The 16,986-nt window shown below is 56.4% G+C and carries 15 protein-coding genes; 1 reads left to right on the top strand and 14 read right to left on the bottom strand.

Annotation, left to right across the window (positions count from 1 at the left end):
• Positions 1-46: 46 nt before the first annotated feature.
• From GUC22_RS20860 to GUC22_RS20830, 7 genes are all read right to left on the bottom strand, one after another.
• Complete coding sequence (locus tag GUC22_RS20860; RefSeq protein ID WP_004133459.1) at positions 47-1,447, bottom strand: MFS transporter; 1,401 nt, start codon at positions 1,445-1,447, stop codon at positions 47-49.
• Positions 1,448-1,854: 407 nt separating this feature from the next.
• The gene (locus GUC22_RS20855) at positions 1,855-3,219 is read right to left on the bottom strand and encodes an MFS transporter (protein WP_049131441.1); all 1,365 of its coding nucleotides are present in this window, start codon (positions 3,217-3,219) and stop codon (positions 1,855-1,857) included.
• 10 nt (positions 3,220-3,229) lie between these two features.
• Entirely contained in the window at positions 3,230-4,048 is an 819-nt protein-coding gene (locus tag GUC22_RS20850) for a sugar phosphate isomerase/epimerase family protein (protein ID WP_049087384.1), read from the bottom strand.
• Positions 4,049-4,113: 65 nt separating this feature from the next.
• A complete protein-coding gene (locus GUC22_RS20845; RefSeq protein ID WP_049087385.1) occupies positions 4,114-5,817 on the bottom strand; it encodes an FAD-dependent oxidoreductase in 1,704 nt (567 codons plus the stop codon).
• Between the two features lie 10 nt (positions 5,818-5,827).
• A complete protein-coding gene (locus tag GUC22_RS20840) occupies positions 5,828-6,148 on the bottom strand; it encodes an NIPSNAP family protein (RefSeq protein WP_004133454.1) in 321 nt (106 codons plus the stop codon).
• A gap of 13 nt (positions 6,149-6,161) precedes the next feature.
• Positions 6,162-7,838 carry an FAD-dependent oxidoreductase gene (locus GUC22_RS20835; RefSeq protein ID WP_049087386.1) on the bottom strand — a complete coding sequence of 559 codons (1,677 nt, stop codon included), beginning with the start codon at positions 7,836-7,838 and terminating at the stop codon, positions 6,162-6,164.
• A complete protein-coding gene (locus GUC22_RS20830; RefSeq protein WP_024359047.1) occupies positions 7,835-8,656 on the bottom strand; it encodes a shikimate dehydrogenase family protein in 822 nt (273 codons plus the stop codon). The genes GUC22_RS20835 and GUC22_RS20830 overlap by 4 nt, the downstream gene beginning before the upstream one ends.
• Before the next feature lie 153 nt (positions 8,657-8,809).
• Here GUC22_RS20830 and GUC22_RS20825 point away from each other — a divergent pair, with 153 nt between their 5' ends.
• Positions 8,810-9,568: an IclR family transcriptional regulator C-terminal domain-containing protein gene (locus GUC22_RS20825; protein ID WP_004133453.1), complete on the top strand. Its 759-nt coding sequence runs from the start codon at positions 8,810-8,812 to the stop codon at positions 9,566-9,568.
• Between the two features lie 45 nt (positions 9,569-9,613).
• Here GUC22_RS20825 and GUC22_RS20820 read toward each other — a convergent pair whose 3' ends face one another.
• The 7 genes from GUC22_RS20820 to ampG form a co-directional block, all read right to left on the bottom strand.
• A complete protein-coding gene (locus GUC22_RS20820; protein ID WP_004133452.1) occupies positions 9,614-9,946 on the bottom strand; it encodes a hypothetical protein in 333 nt (110 codons plus the stop codon).
• Between the two features lie 295 nt (positions 9,947-10,241).
• The gene (cyoE, locus tag GUC22_RS20815; protein WP_004133451.1) at positions 10,242-11,129 is read right to left on the bottom strand and encodes a heme o synthase; all 888 of its coding nucleotides are present in this window, start codon (positions 11,127-11,129) and stop codon (positions 10,242-10,244) included.
• An 11-nt stretch (positions 11,130-11,140) separates the two neighbouring features.
• Positions 11,141-11,470, bottom strand: a complete 330-nt coding sequence (locus tag GUC22_RS20810; RefSeq protein WP_004099523.1) for a cytochrome o ubiquinol oxidase subunit IV — start codon at positions 11,468-11,470, stop codon at positions 11,141-11,143.
• Entirely contained in the window at positions 11,470-12,081 is a 612-nt protein-coding gene (locus GUC22_RS20805) for a cytochrome o ubiquinol oxidase subunit III (RefSeq protein ID WP_004129790.1), read from the bottom strand. The genes GUC22_RS20810 and GUC22_RS20805 overlap by 1 nt, the downstream gene beginning before the upstream one ends.
• A complete protein-coding gene (cyoB, locus tag GUC22_RS20800) occupies positions 12,071-14,062 on the bottom strand; it encodes a cytochrome o ubiquinol oxidase subunit I (RefSeq protein ID WP_004133450.1) in 1,992 nt (663 codons plus the stop codon). Before cyoB ends, GUC22_RS20805 begins: the two co-directional genes overlap by 11 nt.
• Positions 14,063-14,081: 19 nt before the next feature.
• Entirely contained in the window at positions 14,082-15,029 is a 948-nt protein-coding gene (gene cyoA, locus GUC22_RS20795; RefSeq protein WP_004129799.1) for a cytochrome o ubiquinol oxidase subunit II, read from the bottom strand.
• Positions 15,030-15,508: 479 nt separating this feature from the next.
• Complete coding sequence (gene ampG, locus GUC22_RS20790) at positions 15,509-16,984, bottom strand: muropeptide MFS transporter AmpG (RefSeq protein WP_049088796.1); 1,476 nt, start codon at positions 16,982-16,984, stop codon at positions 15,509-15,511.
• Positions 16,985-16,986 lie beyond the last annotated feature (2 nt).

Below are 16,986 nucleotides of genomic sequence, written 5' to 3'. Positions count from 1 at the left end.
GTTCTGTATACCCGCGCTCGCCGAGCGCGGATGTGGCAGCCGGGTTTTACATCTCTCCACGCGCTTCGCGTTCTTTCAGTTCATGCATAATCTGCGGGTATTGCTTATCCAGCCGGTAAAACAGCAGGGTGATAATGACAACGATCCACAGGAAGAAAGAGCCGTAGAGATAAACGTGGTTAATCATGTCGATAGCGCTTTGCGGCTGAACGCCGGATCCGCTGCTGGAGCTGACGTAACCCGCCATGCTCAGCAGGCCGGAGATAACTGCGGCGGCAATACCTGCGCCGAGTTTCGTCCCAACGGAACCGGCGGAGAAGATCATCCCTTCCTGCCTGACGCGCGTTTTCCACTGGCCGAATTCGACGGCATCACCGCAGAAGCCAAACAGCACGGCGTTCAGCGGGGCGAAGCCAATACCGCGAATAATCGCGTTTGCCAGCGCCCAGTGATAATCATCAGAGTTAAACATAAACAGCACTTGGCCGATGGTCGCCAGCACGATGCCGCAGAGGGCAACGTTGCGTTTACCGTATTTTCGAATGGGCACCGAGCTCAGGAAGGTGAAAATAATAATGCAGGCGGTTTCGGCAACGAAAATGGAGCTATAGAAGGTATCGTCGCCGAGCACGTAGCGGCAGTAGTAAGGCAGCGCGATCCCCACCACGGTGTAGTACACGCTTTGCGCGGCCCACAGGATTGCGCTGGCCCAGAAGTACTGGTTACGAAAAAGCGCGGAAAGCTGGGTCTTTACCGGTACGTTTCCCTGTTTCTCTCGCGCTTTGATGACGACCTTCTCTTCGCATTTATAAAAGCAAAACAGCAGCAACAGCAGCGCCAGAAAAGCCCAAATCGACATGGTTTTAATCCACGCCGCCTGATCGTCGCCAAAGTACTTCACCAGCGGCAGCGTGCAGGCAACGGCGAGGATACGACCAAAAGGCGACATCGACATGCGGGTGATGCTGAGCATATCCCTTTCCCAGGAGGCGCGGGTCATCATCGCAGAAAGGCTGCCGTAGGGGAGGTTGATGGCGGTATAGCACACGGTGGTGCAGAAGTTATAGGCCACCAGCAGATAGAGAAACTGCAGCGTGCCGGTGGTCTGCGGGACGGTGAACAGTAAAATCGCCGATACGGCGTAGGGCACGCTCATCCATAGCAGCCAGGGGCGTGATTTCCCCCAGCGAGAGTTCGTGCGTTCCACCATCAGGCCCATGATGACATCGGAAACGCCGTCAAACAGACGGGAGATCAGCATTACCAGGCCAACGGTGGCGATGCTGATGCCGACATAGTCGGTATAAAACAGGGTTAAAACCGTGCCGATCATGCCGAAAACGACGTTACAGGCGGTATCGCCGCCGCCGTAAGCGATTCGGGTGGCCCAGCTTAGCTTATCGCCGCGTGCCGCAGCCGGAGAGAGAAGAATCTGCTGTTCACTCATGGTCAATTCCTTTGTCTGGGAGGACAAGTCAGGACCTCTGCGCCAGTTCCACCGGCACGACCTTATCCTGAATATCAGCCAGAACATAAGGAAATGTTTATTTCGTTTCAATGGTTGTTTGGAATTTAATTTCTGTATATGCGAGGTGGATCGAAAAATCGTAAAAATTGAGCCGTAATTTCCTGGCTACAGCTATCAAGATATTCTGATTGATAAGGTTATTAATTGTTTTTATGAACGATATTTCATTTGTTTTTTGTATGAATTTGATGATTTTTCGCTGTGACTTTTGAGGTGAATCGATACTTCACGGCATTTTTTATTTTTCATTATTCATTTAAATGAAATTAATTTTTCTTTTTTGGGCGGGCGTTTTTTTGAAGCACGCCCGCCTTAACGTCAACGTTTTAAAATGTACTTCTGACGGGCGCGGTTGAAGCGGTGGGTTTTGGCTCCGGGTCAGCCGCAAAAACACCTTTGGCCGCCAGCCCGGCGACGGTAATCGCCGCCGGAATGCCAAGGATCAGGAATACGCTTTCGAAGCTGATATTCAGCGCCAGCATTTCCGCCCCGGCGAAGGCGCTGAGGATGGCGCCCAGGCGGCCAACGCCGTGCATCCAGCTGGAGCCGGTGGCCCGCGCCTCGGTAGGATAGTAGCGGGCGGAGAGCGCGTTCATGCCGGTATTGGCGCCGTTTAAGCAGGCTCCGCTGATAAACGCCAGCAGGCAGATGAGCGCAAAGCTTGCCGCGGCATAGCCCATCGCCATCGTAAACAGGCCGCCAACCGCGTATATCAGCCCGAGCGCCCGATGGGGGTTGATCCGGTCCATTAGCCAGCCCGCAAACAGCGAGCCGAGGGTTCCTCCCGCCTGGTACATGGCGGTCATCACCGCCGCCTGGCTGACCGTTAAGCCCACCTCTTTTACCAGCGTCGGTAGCCAGCTGCCGAGGAGGTAGACCAAAAAAAGCCCCATAAAGTAGACCAGCCAGAGCATTATTGAGCCGAAGCGATACTGGCGGGAGAGGACGATGCGCATGGCATTTGCCTGGACGGGCTGCGTCGGCAGGCTGAACTCGGCCTCATCGGGGATTTGTCCCGGATAAAGGCGCTGCAAAATTCGCCGAATACGTTCGGCTGGCGCGCGCTTAACCACCAGAAAACGCACTGATTCCGGTAACAGCCAGATCAGGACCGGCGCGAACAGCAGCGGGAGGATCCCGCCAAGCAGCATCAGCGAATGCCAGCCAAACTGCGGGATCAGCCAGGAGGCGGAGAAACCGCCCGCTGCCGCGCCAAAGGTGAAGCCGCAAAAAATAATCGTAATCAGAAACGAGCGCTGGCGCTCCGGCGCGTACTCGGACACCAGGGTGCCGATATTCGGCATCGCGGCGCCTAACCCCAGTCCGGTCAGAAAACGAAAGACCATCATCTGCTCAATGTTTTGTGACAGGGCGGTGGCGATGGTCCAGAAGCCGAAGAAGAAGACGCTATTGATAATAATTTTCTTCCGTCCCAGCCAGTCGGCGAGGGGGCCGGAGAAAATAGCGCCCAGCGCCAGGCCTATCAGCGCGGCGCTAATGACGAAACCGAGCTCGTGGTTGCTTACTCCCCATTCCTGCTTCAGCGTTGGGGCGATAAATCCCATGATGGCGATATCAAAACCGTCGAGCGCGATAACGCAGAAGCCCAATAATACCACCAGCTTCTGAAAGCGGCTGAGCGGATTGGCGTTGATTAACTCCCTGACGTCCAGGCGTTGAGTCTGAGTCATGGGGCTCTCCTTATGCGCAAGGGCGCAGGTAGGACTGCGCGGCGTTAAACAGCAGCTGAGCGCGAGCGAGCGCAGGCAGAGCGCCCCGGGCGCCGCTGAGCGGAACCTCGACAGAGACCGGCAGCGTGGCCGGAAGCGCCGCCATCAGGCCGTGCAGGTCGAGTCCGCCTTCGCCGGGCACCTGGCGCGCGGCGCGGGCCTGGTAAATCAGCTCCTGCTCGTCAGCGGGGGCTTGCGGCGAAGCGTCGCAAAGCTGCATATAGTTGAGGTAATTTTGCGGGAGCGTGGCGAGGGTCGAAAGGGATTCGCCTGCCCGCCAGAAGTGAATGGCATCAATTAAAATACCGATATCGCTGCGGCCGCTGGCGGCGATCAGCGCCTGGGCTTCGGCGATGGTGCGCAGGTGGGTCCATGGCATAGGCTCCAGGTTCATGGTTAAACCATACTCCTGGCCGGCTTCGGCCAGCCGAGCGAGATTTTCCGCGCTGCGGGCCCGGTTATCATCGTTGCCGGCGACTAAAACCTGCTTCGCACCAAGGCGCGCGGCGGTATCAAGGAACAGCCGCAATCGGGCGTTCAGTGCAAAATCCGGCGTCAGGCGGACAATCTCAACGTCCGAGACGCGAACGCCGGTTGCCATCAGCGCCGCCAGGGTATCGCGAACGGCGGGGGTATCGCCGAGCATAGCGTAATCTGGATCCGACGGGGTTGCGGGAAGCAGGCGCAGGCCTACGTGAGTGAAGCCGGCCTGGGCCGCAATGCGTACCTGTTCCGGTGGTGGGACATCAAGTAGGGTAAGCGCGGCGAGTGACAGGGTTCGCATGTTCATAAAGGACTCCAGTACAGTTGCAGGTTGTTGTTGTTATGCGTATTGCCGTCCCTGGTGAAATGCTTTTACTGCGTTGTTTTATTTATATTTGCTGCCAGGTTTTTTCCGACCAGATAACCAAAGGTCATCGCCGGACCCAGCGTGATACCGCCGCTGGGATAGAATCCCCGCATCACGCTCGACATGTCGTTGCCGATGGCGAAAAGCCCCTGAATCGGCTGCTGCTGCGCGTTGAGAACCCGCGCATTTTCATCGGTGATTAATCCGCTGAAGGAGCCCAGCGAGCCGGGCAAAATGCGTACCGCATAAAAAGGCGCATGGCTGAGTTTCCCAAGCGTTGGGTGCGGAGAGCGGCTGGCATCGCCCTGCGCGCGGTTGTATGCCGACGCGCCGCGCTGAAAATCCTTATCCTCGCCCTGGTCTACAAAGTCGTTAAACCTGGTGATTGTTTCCGTTAGCTGCTGCGGATTAATGGCGCAGGCTTTTGCCAGCGCTTCCGGCGTTTCGCCCGTCTGCAGATATCCGGTCCTGCGCCAGGCCTCTGGGGTAAACGGGAAGGGGCGAGCATGGCCCAATCCGTAGCGCCGCAGCGCCCGGCTGTCGGCAATCAGCCACCCCTGCGGCGTTTCGCCCGGCGGCGTCGAGTCCAGCAGCGCGGCAATAAAATCATGATAAGAGTCGGCCTCATTGGTGAAGCGTTTGCCGTTGGGCAAAACGGCAATAAAGCCAGGCTTCGCGCGTTCAACCAGATGCGGAAAGGGGAGCTGCACTCCGCTGGCGAGGGTAACGCGCGACACCGGCGCCCAGGCCATCGGGTGCCTGAGCGAATGATCAAACTGACCGCCGACCGTTTCGCCGAGCCGAATGCCATCACCCTGGTTCCCCGGAGGCGCGGCGGAAAAGTGGCCGTAGCCGCTGGCGGCGTGCGGAACCTGTTCGGCCAGACGCTGTCTGTCGTGGGGAAAGCCTCCGCAGGCGAGGATCACCGCGCCGGCGCGAACCTCCAGCGCGCCGCTGTCGCTACGTAATATCGCGCCCGTCACGCCGTTGTTGTCGGCGAGCAGACGTTCTACCGGCGCGTTAAGCTGAAAATTCACCCCCGCATCCAGCGCCGAACGCAGGAGGCGGGCGACCAGCGCGTTGCCGTTAACCAGATGCTGTCCGCGACCGGCGCGCAGCCGCTGCCAGCCGTGGCGAAGCAGGCGACAGGTGGCGTACAGCGCCGAGCGCGATGAGCGGGTGGCGTTAAAAAAGTGCGCCATATCCGTGCCGCCGGCAATGCCCATCCCCGCGAGGCTGATGGTCTCCAGCGGAGGCCGCAGGCGATGCAGCCAGTCGCCCAACAGCCGTCCGTCAAAAGGCTGCGCCGTGACCGAGCGGCCGCCCAGCGCAGCGCCCGGTGAAGCGTGAAAATCGGGCATTTTGCTGCCGGAAAGAAACTGCACGGCGGTGCGGCGGCGGAAAAAGTCGATCATCTCCGGTCCGTACTGTAAGTAGGCGAGCAGACGCGCATCGGCAGGCTCGCCGTCCATTTCATGGCGTAAATAAGTGAGCGGTGAGCCGGGTTCTTCTTCAATACCCTCCTCTCGCGCCAGCGGATTACGCGGGATCCATAGCCAGCCGCCGGACCAGGCGCTGGTGCCGCCAATAACCGACTCCTTCTCCGCAACCAGCACGCTGGCGCCGCCGAGCGCGGCGGTGACGGCGGCAGAGAGCCCCGCCGCGCCGGAGCCGACCACCAGAACATCCACGTTTATCTGCCCGCCCATGACCGACTCCTTATTGCAGAGGTGAAAAATCAGTGGGACGCAGAAGAACCGACTCCAGGCGCTCGACGGCAGCCAGCTCGCGGTTTTTGCGCGAGAACGTCAGCCAGCGTTCGTCCTGCGCCATACGCGCCCGACGCGCCAGGCGATCGTCGAGGCTCTCGTAGGCCCAGATGTGCACCACCTGATTGACCACGCCAATTTCGGTAAAGAAGAAGCCGATGAGCTTACCGAGATGCTCGGTTTGCACGGCGTAAGCATCGCTTTTGTACAGCGCCAGCCAGTCGGCCATTTTCAGCGGATTGATGGTGTAGGTGCGTTTTTCATAGATCATGATTTTCTCCTGTTTACAGTGCGTGTTGTTGCGCCATATGGCTGGCTGAGAGATAGCCGAAGGTCAGCGCCGGGCCGAGCGTAATGCCGGGGCCGGGATAGGTTCCGGCCATCATCGAATTCATATCGTTACCCACGGCGTAGAGGCCTTTAATCGGTTCACCCTGCTGGTTAATCACCTGAGCATCGGCGGTAGTCACCAGACCGCGCGAGGTACCGAGATCGCCGGTATAGAGGGTGACGGCATAAAACGGCGCGCGGGTCAGCGGGGCGTTACAGGCGTTTGGCCGGTGGCCGGGGTCGCCCATCGCGCGGTTATAGCTGTTGCCGCCTTTAGCGAATTCCGCATCCTGGCCCTGAGCGGCGTCGCGGTTATAGCGCGCCACCGTTTCCCCGAGGGTTTGCGGATCGAGTCCGAGGCGCTGCGCCAGCTCTGACAGCGTATCGGCCTTGTGCAGATAGCCCGCTTTCACCAGCGCGTCATTATTTACCGGGGCAGGGCGCGCCAGGCCGAGGCCGTAGCGCTTCATGGCAAGGGCGTCGCAAATCAGAAAGCAGGGGGCGTTTTCTGCCCGGCTTTGCATGGCGCTGGCGAAGTGGTGATAAGAGTTGGATTCATTTACGAAGCGCACCGCGCGCTGGTTGACGGCAATCACGCCGGGTTTGGCGCGATCGGTGACCAGGTGAGGGAAGCGCTCCTGCGTGCCATCGGCATGGTGTAAAACGGAGACCGGCGCCCAGAAAAAGTTAGACGGCAGGTCAGCGCCTTCGCGGGCATTGAGCGCGGCGGCAAGGCGCAGCGCGGCGCCGTCGTTGGCAGCGGGGGACATGGTATAGTGCTCGCGGGTCTGGGGGCGATAGCGTTCAGCCAGCTTGCCTGCGGCAAAACCTCCGGCTGCCAGCACCACGCCGCAGCGGGCTTCAAGAGCCTGCTTTTGACCCTCGTGCTCAATTTCTACGCCGGTCACCTCGCCATTGCGTTCGCTCAGTGAAAGCACGTTGACGTTGAGTCTGAGCTGCATGCCTTTGCGGAAAGCGAGCGTCGCCATGCGGGCGATCAGCGCGTTGCCCATCGCCAGGCGAGTGCCCCGATGGTGCCGGAGACGATCGCGACCATAGCGCAGCAGCAGTCTGCCGCAGTGCGCGAACGAGCTAAGGGAGCGGCGCATATCAAGAAAGTGTTGGATATCGATGCGATTGACCATCATCCCGCCAAACAGCAGCATCCCCGGTGGAGGAGAGCGGAGGTCGCGAAAATGCTCACCCAGTTCTCGCCCGTCAAACTCCACCACCTCCAGCGCCCGCCCGACGTCGACGGCACCGGGTTCATCCGGGTAATAATCCGGAGAAAGCGGACGCAGGCTATATTTCACCGCCTCCTCTTTTTCCAGAAACGCTAGCGCCTCGCGTCCCGAAGCGATAAAGGCTTCGATCAGATCCTGACGATAGTTGGGCTCACCGATGATGGTCCGCAGATAGGTTTCGATTTCCTGCGGGCTGCCGCCTGCGGCCATTTTCCGCGCCTGATCGCTATCGTGGATCCACACCGCGCCGCCGGAAATGGCGGAGGTGCCGCCGAACTGCGGGGCTTTTTCCAGCATCAGCACCGACAGCCCCTTACAGCAGGCGGTCACCGCCGCGGCAAAGCCTGCGGCGCCGCTGCCGATAACGATGACGTCCCAGCTTTTCATGCCGCCGCTCCCTGTTCCTGCGCAATGGCGCCAATGAACTGCCCCATTAATTTCATCTGCGCCAGCGCCATTTCCGGCCCGGTCTGAATCGCGCAGCCGCGATCCCGGGCGAAGGCCAGAAGCGGGGTGATAACCGGGGCGGTTACCACGTCCGCGACATGCGCTGATACCGGCAGCGTTTCCAGCAGCGTTTGCGGCAGCGGTAATGGATCGAAACCGGCCATTCCCGCCGGAGAACCGTTCACCAGCACATCCAGACCGTTGAGCGTCGCGGGCAGATCGGTTAGGTGAACGTGCGGAAAATGGGTGGCCAGCCGGTTATGCAGCAGCTGAAGCGTGGCGGGATTCGGGTCATAAAGCGCCAGTTGACGGAGGCCCGCTTCGCAAAGCCCCCACGCGATGGCGCTGCCGACGCCGCCGCAGCCTGAGAGCAGCGCTTTTTTACCTGCGGCGTTAAAGCCGTGCGCCTCTGCGGCAAGCTGGAAGCCGACGCCGTCGAGCATGTCGCCCTGTAAACGGCCATCGGCCAGCTTACGGATGACGTTGACGGCATTGAGATGCTGCGCTCGCGGGGTTAACTCATCGACCAGGGCGGCGGCGCGCTGTTTGTGCGGAACGGTGACCAGCACGCCGCTCATGTTATGCCAGCCGCGTAGCGCCTGCAGATAGTCAGCAACGGCTTGCGGGGCGATATCCACCGGGATCATGACGCTGTCCATCTGCTGGTCGGCAAAGTAGCGGTTGAAATTCTCCGGCGATTTAACCTGGGTAATCGGGTGACCGATGACGGCGACGACCTGAGTGAATCCACTGACCATTTCAAACCTCATTTTGTTAAATTAATGTTGTGAAAGTATTTCAGCGGAAGCTGAGAGCGACAACGCAGAATTCGGCCATACTGGTTGTTAATCGCACCACCACTGCGATAATCGCGCTAAACCGATCTTATTGTTGCGAAAGTGTGAACAAGTATGCAAAACCAGATTCATCCCCGCGATCTGATCGTCGGCCTGCAAAAGGGGCTGGCGCTGATCCAGCTATTTTCAAAAGAGCACCCGCGACTCACCGTGCCGCAGGCGGCGAAAATGAGCGGCCTGACGCAAAGCGCCGCGCGGCGGTTTTTCCTTACTCTGCTGCACGAGCGCTACCTGCAAACCGACGGACGCTACTACTGGCTGACGCCCAAAGCGTTAAGGCTGGGGCAGGCGTATGTTGACTCGGCGCAGTTCCCGCGCATGGTACGGCCGATCGTTGAGTACATCGCCAGCCGGACGGAAGAGCACGCTTCGGTGGGGGTGATAGATGATGATGAGCTGGTGTATATCGCGCGCAGTAAGCACACGCCGTTTAATTCGACCTCAGTGCGTCTGGGTGAGAGGGTGCCGATTTACTGTACCGCCGGCGGGCGGCTCTGGCTGGCGTCATTAGCGGAAGCCGAGTGCGAAACCGTTTTGCAACGGATCAAACGCGAACAGCGCACGCCCTATACGGTAACCGACGTTACGGCCCTGATGGAGAAGATCGCCCAGGTGCGCCGCCAGGGATATGCCGCAATTGAGCAAGAGTTTGAAATTGGCATGCTGGTACTGGCCGTACCGCTGTCAGACCGGGAAGGGATCTACTGGGGAGCGCTGAGCTTAACCAGCCATCAGTCAAGAACCTCGATTGAAGCCCTGTGCCGCGAGCATCTGGATTTGCTCTATAGCGCCCAGGCGATGTTGGTTGGATAGCCGCGGAAGAGGCAGGCAGGTTCTGAACGGAACCTGCCCGATATATCAGGCTTTCGCGCCGTCGATAAAGCTATTCCAGTCCGCTCCAGCGTTGTTCACGAAGGTTGACCAGCTATTGGCGGCAGTGTTCACAAAGCCATTCCAGTTATCCAACCCCGCAGACACAAAGGTGTTCCAGTTCGACTGACCGATAACGAACTTGCCAAATTCTACGGCGCTATCAATCACAAAATTCGCGAAAGAGGCTCCTGAGGTGGCGACAAAAGATCCGAAGCCAAGCCCGGAGTTGACGACAAAGCTGGTAAAGCCAGTAGCCGCATTCAGCAGATTAAAACCACCGGAAATATATTCCATTTCATTAAAAGTTAACTCTTTCATTTTTATTCCTTTATTCAACGGATTGTCATCAGTGAGCACCGTACTCACCGCGAAAGGCTAACACCGCTAAATAGAGGTAAACCAGATGGCAACCTCCCCCGGATGCTGATTTCTTTATCATTTTTATATGAACATCATCATTGAATGATTGATAACGCTGGACTGGAGATGAACCGATAAAGATGATTTTTATCTGAAGAGAACCTGGGGGAGGGGAGGGACAATAGGTTGCGTGATAAAAAAACAGCCCCCGGTCTTGCGAGCGGAGGCTGCTGAGCGTTTGCAGAAGGTGGTCTTATCTGACCATCGTCAGCAGGTTATGTGAATCCGGCACCATAAAGTCGACGGACATCATCACCGACAGCGCGGTAATGGCGACAATGGAAAAGACGAACAGCTTACGCGCCCAAACTTTATCATCCGCCACTTTGTATCCGCGCAGCGCCATCCCCAGCCACCAGACGCTCACTGCCGCAGCGACAACCAGATATTTATATCCGGCGTAGCCGCCCAGAGAGAGCATCAGCGTCGCAACGGTAAAGGCGATGATGTAGACGGTAATATGGTTTTTAGCCACTGAAATACCTTTCACTACCGGCAGTACCGGAATGTTCGCCGCCTGATAATCCTTGAAGCGGAAAATCGCGATAGCGTAAGAGTGAGGCATCTGCCACAGGCTAAAAATAGCCAGCAGAATAGCGGCGCCGCTGTCAAAATCACCGGTCACCGCACAGTAGCCAATCACCGGCGGCGCAGCGCCGGAGAGAGAACCAATCAGCGTGCCGTAGACGGAGTGGCGCTTCATGTACAGGCTGTAAACGCCGACATAAACCACAAACCCCATCACCCCCAGCCAGCAGGCGAGGGGATTAGCGCCAAACCACAGCAGCATGAAGCCAGCAATACCCAGCAGGGTGGCGTATACCAGCGAAGCTTCTGGCGAGATCAGCCCTTTGACCAGCACCCGGTTTTTCGTCCGTTCCATCTTACGATCGATATCACGGTCGATATAGTTGTTGAAAACACAACCCGAGGCGACCACCAGGGATACTCCGAGGAGCGTCCAGATGAAAAGCGGATAGTCTATGTGGCCCTTTGAGGCCAGCAGGAAACCGCCAATCACGGAGATCAGGTTGCCAAAAATAATGCCTGGTTTCGTTACTTGCAGGTATTGCTTAAACATACTCGCCGCTCTTAGTGCATCATCATGTTGTAGTTCAGGTTCCACATAATCCAGATGGAACCAACAACTACGATAGCAATGATGATTACGGTGAAGATAAATGCGGTCAGGTTCCAACCTTCGTCCGATTTACTGTTCATGTGCAGGAAGTACACGAGGTGTACGACAATCTGCACAACTGCAGTGACCAGGATGGTTCCCAGAATAGCCGCATGCGATGCGGAGCCACTCATCACCATTGCAAACGGGATAACCGTCAGAATGATCGACAGGATGAAACCTGTCATGTAGCTCTTCACGCTGCCGTGAGAAGCGCCGCTATGATCGGTAGAATGACTCATTACATCGCCCCCATCAGATAAACAACAGAGAACACGCAGATCCACACGACGTCCAGGAAGTGCCAGAACAGACTCAGGCACATGATACGGGTGCGGTTAGTGTTGGTCAGGCCGCGACGAGAAACCTGTACCATCAGCACCGCCATCCAGATCAGACCAGAGGTCACGTGCAGACCGTGGGTACCGACCAGCGCGAAGAACGCTGACAGGAAGCCGCTGCGATCCGGACCCATACCTTCAACAATCAAATGATGGAATTCATAGAGTTCCATCGCGATGAAACCTGCCCCGAAGAGGAAGGTCAGCGCAAGCCAGGAAACCACCTGGCTCTTGTTGTTTTTGTACATGGCGATAGCCGCCATGCCGTAGGTGATGGAGCTGAACAGCAGCAGCGCGGTTTCAACCAGAACGAACGGCAGTTCGAAAATATCTTTACCGGTCGGTCCGCCCGCCGTGCCGTTCACCAGAACGGCATAGGTCGCGAACAGAGTGGCGAAGATAATGCAGTCGCTCATCAGGTAGATCCAGAAACCGAATACCTTCATCGGTCCTGTATCATGGTGCCCGTGTTCGTGCGCGTGGGCGTTATGCGCAAGAGTATCAGTTGCCATTTTTCAGCCCTGCTTTGTTAATCTCATCGAAATGCTGATTTTCCAGTTTTTCGACTACTGCAACCGGCACGTAGTAATCCACGTCCTCGTCAAAGCTCTTAATAATCCAGGTCGCCAGGATACCGACGAAGCTTGCAATCGCCAGCCACCAGATGTGCCAGATCATTGCGAAACCAAACACCGTTGCGAAAGCAGCAATAACGATGCCCGCGCCGCTGTTTTTCGGCATATGAATCTCTTCATAGCCAGCCGGTTTCTTGTACGCGTCGCCTTTCTCTTTCATTTCCCAGAACGCGTCACGCTCGTGAACCACAGGAACGATAGCGAAGTTGTAGAACGGCGGAGGAGAAGAGGTTGCCCACTCCAGCGTACGGCCGCCCCACGGGTCGCCGGTCAGGTCACGGTTCTGCTCGCGATCGCGGATAGACACGTAGAACTGAATCAGCTGGCAGAGGATACCGCAGGCGATCAGCGCCGCGCCGCAGGCTGCAACAACCAGCATCGGGTGGAACTGCGGGTCAATCTGCTGGCTCAGGCGACGGGTCATACCCATGAAGCCCAGCACGTACAGCGGCATAAACGCGACGAAGAAGCCGATGATCCAGAACCAGAAAGCGCGTTTGCCCCAGGTTTCGTTCAGGGTGAAGCCAAAGGCTTTCGGCCACCAGTAGGTCAGACCTGCGAAGCAACCGAACACCACGCCGCCGATGATGACGTTATGGAAGTGCGCGATCAGGAACAGGCTGTTGTGCAGCACGAAGTCTGCGCCCGGTACCGCCAGCAGAACGCCGGTCATACCACCTACGGAGAAGGTCACGATAAAGCCAATCGTCCACAGCATCGCTGAGTTGAAGACGATGCGGCCCTGGTACATGGTAAACAGCCAGTTGAAGATCTTAACCCCGGTCGGGATAGCGATGATCATGGTCGTAATACCGAAGAAGGCGTTTACGTTCGCGCCCGCACCCATAGTAAAGAAGTGGTGCAGCCAAACGATAAACGACAGAACGGTAATACACACTGTTGCCCATACCAGCGAGGTGTAGCCAAACAGACGCTTACGCGAGAAGGTCGCGGCGATTTCGGAGAAGACGCCGAATACCGGCAGAACCAGAATGTACACTTCCGGGTGACCCCAGGCCCAAATCAGGTTGATGTACATCATCATGTTGCCACCCATATCGTTGGTAAAGAAATGGGTGCCCAGGTAGCGGTCCAGGGTCAGCAGCGCGACGGTGACGGTCAGAATTGGGAAGGAGGCGATAATCAGGATGTTGGCGCACAGAGATGCCCAGCTAAACACCGGCATCTTGAACATGGTCATGCCAGGGGCACGCATCTTGATAATCGTTACGAAGAAGTTAATACCGGTAAGCGTTGTACCAATACCGGATAGCTGGAGAGCCCAGATCCAGTAATCGACCCCGACGCCCGGACTGTACTCGATTCCCGACAGCGGCGGATAGGCCAGCCAACCGGTCTGCGCGAATTCACCGACGCCTAGAGAGAGGTTAACCAGAATCACGCCCACAACGGTGAACCAGAAGCTCAGGTTGTTAAGGAAGGGGAAAGCAACGTCGCGTGCGCCGATCTGCAGCGGAACCACCAGGTTCATCAGACCGATAACAAACGGCATCGCTACGAAGAAGATCATGATAACGCCGTGGGCGGTAAAGATCTGATCGTAGTGGTGAGGCGGCAGGAAACCTGCTTCCCCGGCCGAGGCCAGCACCTGCTGGCTACGCATCATAACGGCGTCAGCAAAGCCACGCAGCAACATAACGATTGCTACGATAACGTACATGATACCGAGACGTTTGTGGTCAACCGAAGTCAGCCACTCGTTCCAAAGGTAGGACCACTTACCGAAGTAAGTGATGGCTGCCAGAAGCGCCAGTCCCCCAATGATAATTGCAGCCACCGTAACCACAATAATGGGTTCATGGTAGGGCACTGCATCCAGTGTAAGTTTTCCGAACATCGTTTTCTTCCTCGGCCCCTTAGTGAGCGGTTTCCGCGTGGCTCATGTCCATGCCTTCCATTCCTTCGTGCGCTGCGTGCTCGCCCTCGGGTTGGGTCATATCCATGCTCTTACCGTGAGACATAAATTTGTTAACAACATCTTTAAACAAATCCGGTTTCACGTTAGAGAAGTATTCCACTTTGTTGTATTCGCTAGGCGCAGCCAGTTTGTCGAATGTTTCCATGGAATCCATGGTATTCGCAGACTGTTTGGCTTTCGCTACCCACTGATCGAAGGTTGCACGATCCGGCGTGGCGATAGCTTTGAACTTCATTCCAGAGAAGCCCGGGCCGCTATAGCTGGCGGAGATACCGTCGTAAGTACCAGCTTCATTCGCGATGAGGTGCAGCTGAGTCTGCATCCCGGCCATTGCGTAAATCTGGCTACCTAAACGTGGGATAAAGAACGAGTTCATCACGGAATTGGAGGTCACTTTGAAGTGTACCGGTACGTTCGCCGGGAAGGCGATTTCGTTGACGGTAGCAATACCTTGTTCCGGATAGATGAAGAACCATTTCCAGTCCATCGAAACGACTTCGATAGTGATAGGTTTTTCATCGTGAGCAAGCGGTTTGCTCGGCTCTAATGCGTGAGTTGTTTTCCAGGTCAGAACGGCCAGGAACAGGATGATCAGGATAGGAACCGTCCAGACCACAGCTTCAACTTTGTTGGAGTGTGACCAGTTCGGGCTATACTTCGCATCTTTATTGCTCGCACGATACTTCCAGGCAAATCCTACTGCCATCAAGACGGCTGGAATAACGACGATCATCATCAGGCCGAAGGCCGTCAGAATCAGAGAGCGTTGCTCCAGTCCAATCTGTCCTTTTGGGTCGAGGAGTGCAGAATCACAACCACTGAGTAATACAGTGCCTGCGATTAATGACATCCATCCCAAACTTTTATTGTATTTCCTAAGTCTCATTGAACGACCTCAATTCCACGGAATCTGGTGGCGCTTAAAGTGTACGGGCATTTTACGGGAAGGTTGCATTACTGTAAACATAGTTGGAGCTGTGTCTGTTCTATGTTAGTGGCTTCTGCTTGCCTTGTCACATATGTTACGGAGTGTGACATTATCCCTTGCAAACCTTGATTTACGCGGGATTGATAACGAAAGGGATAAGAACCAAGGGGTTTATAAGAGAATGAGCATAACCACCTGCAAAACAACACAAATAATTAACAATTAATTATCAAATAAAAGACATCATAAAAGCGGAAAATAAAAACAGTAAAGCTGAATCGTTTAAATTATTTAAAGATTCGCATAAAAATTGTCAATAATTTCCAGAAATCTAAAACGCACAAAACAACAAACTCAGCGCCATGAATATAAAATCGTTAATAAGACGTTATAATTACGCTTGGTAATTACAACGTCCACTAACGTTTCTGTAACGATTAAATCAGCTCGGTTTTGCGTAATGCCAGGTAGTCAAGGAAAGCGCCGAGTAAAATACCCGCAACGGCGGTGAGTACGGCGATCTCCAGCAGGCCCGCGAGGAAGGAGAAATTGGTGTAATCCAGCGCGTTGAACACCAGCAGCACCAGCCATACCGCCAGCATCAGGCAGCCAACCGCCAGAATCATTAAAGCCAGCCCGTAGATCTGAGGAAAGAACGTACGCGGCATAAAACTCTCTGACCGCTGGGTGTGTTCCAGGGTACGCCGACAAATTAACAGCAGCAAAATACCCGGCACAGCGGCAACGACGGAAAAAAGATAGAAGGCAGGCCAGCCGTGAGCCTCGACGAACCAGCCGGCGATAGGGCCGACGTAAACGCGCCCGACGGCGGAAAGCGCCGAGAGCAGGGCAAACTGGGTGGCTGAAAAGGATTTGTTGCACAGCGTCATCAGCAGCGCGACGAACGCCGCGGTGCCCATCCCGCCGCACAGGTTTTCGAAAAATACCGCCGTCGCCATGGAGAAAAGGTGTTTATCGGTAATAGATAGCAGCCAATATCCGGCGTTGGATACTCCTTGCAGCACGCCGAAAATCAGTAGCGCGCGGAATAAGGTCAGGCGCTGCATAAGCACGCCGCCGTACAGGGCGCCGACAATCGTGGCGAACAGGCCGAGCGTTTTATTGACCATCCCCACTTCGCCAGCATCGAAACCGACGCCGCGAATCAGGAATGTGGTGGTCAGGCTCATGGCAAACGCATCGCCAAGCTTATAAAGGACGATAAGCAGCAGGATTAGCCAGGCGTTATTGCGACCGAAGAAGTCGCGAAGCGGTGCGGCAACCGCCTGTTCCAGCGTTTTCGGCACAGGAATGACGTCGCTGGGATCCGGGGCCAGCAGCGTGGCGATAATGCAGGGGATCAGCAGCGCGGCCATCAGCCAGTACATTCCCTGCCATCCTAGCCAGCGGTCGGCCAGCCATAGCGCCAGTCCGCCGGAGACCAGCATCCCCAGACGATAGCCCAGCACGCTGATTGCCGCGCCGGTGCCTCGCTCTTCCGCGGCCAGCACGTCAGTTTTCCACGCGTCAAACACGATATCCTGAGACGCGGAGCAAAAGGCGATGACGACCGCCAGCGCCGCCATCCAGCGCAGCTGCGTGGAGGGTTCAAGGAATCCCATCGCCGCAATGGCAATCAGTAACAGAAATTGGGTAGCCAGCAGCCAGCCGCGACGACGGCCAAGAAACGGCGGCGTGTAGCGGTCCATCAGCGGCGACCAGAGGAACTTAAAGACGTAGGCCTGGCCGACGAGAGAGAAAAAACCGATGGTTTTCAGATCGATATTTTCAACGGTCATCCACGCCTGCAGCGTGCCTGAGGTCAGGGCGAGCGGTAATCCAGACGCAAAACCAAGAATCAGCAGGATCGCTGATTTTGGCTGCGTAAAAATGCGTAAGTAATGATTGGACATGT

The sequence above is a fragment of the Klebsiella sp. MPUS7 genome, assembly GCF_009905335.1.
Lineage (GTDB): Bacteria > Pseudomonadota > Gammaproteobacteria > Enterobacterales > Enterobacteriaceae > Klebsiella > Klebsiella grimontii.
The sequence above is the reverse complement of the archived record's forward strand: the minus strand, read 5'-3'. Positions and strand labels throughout refer to the sequence as shown.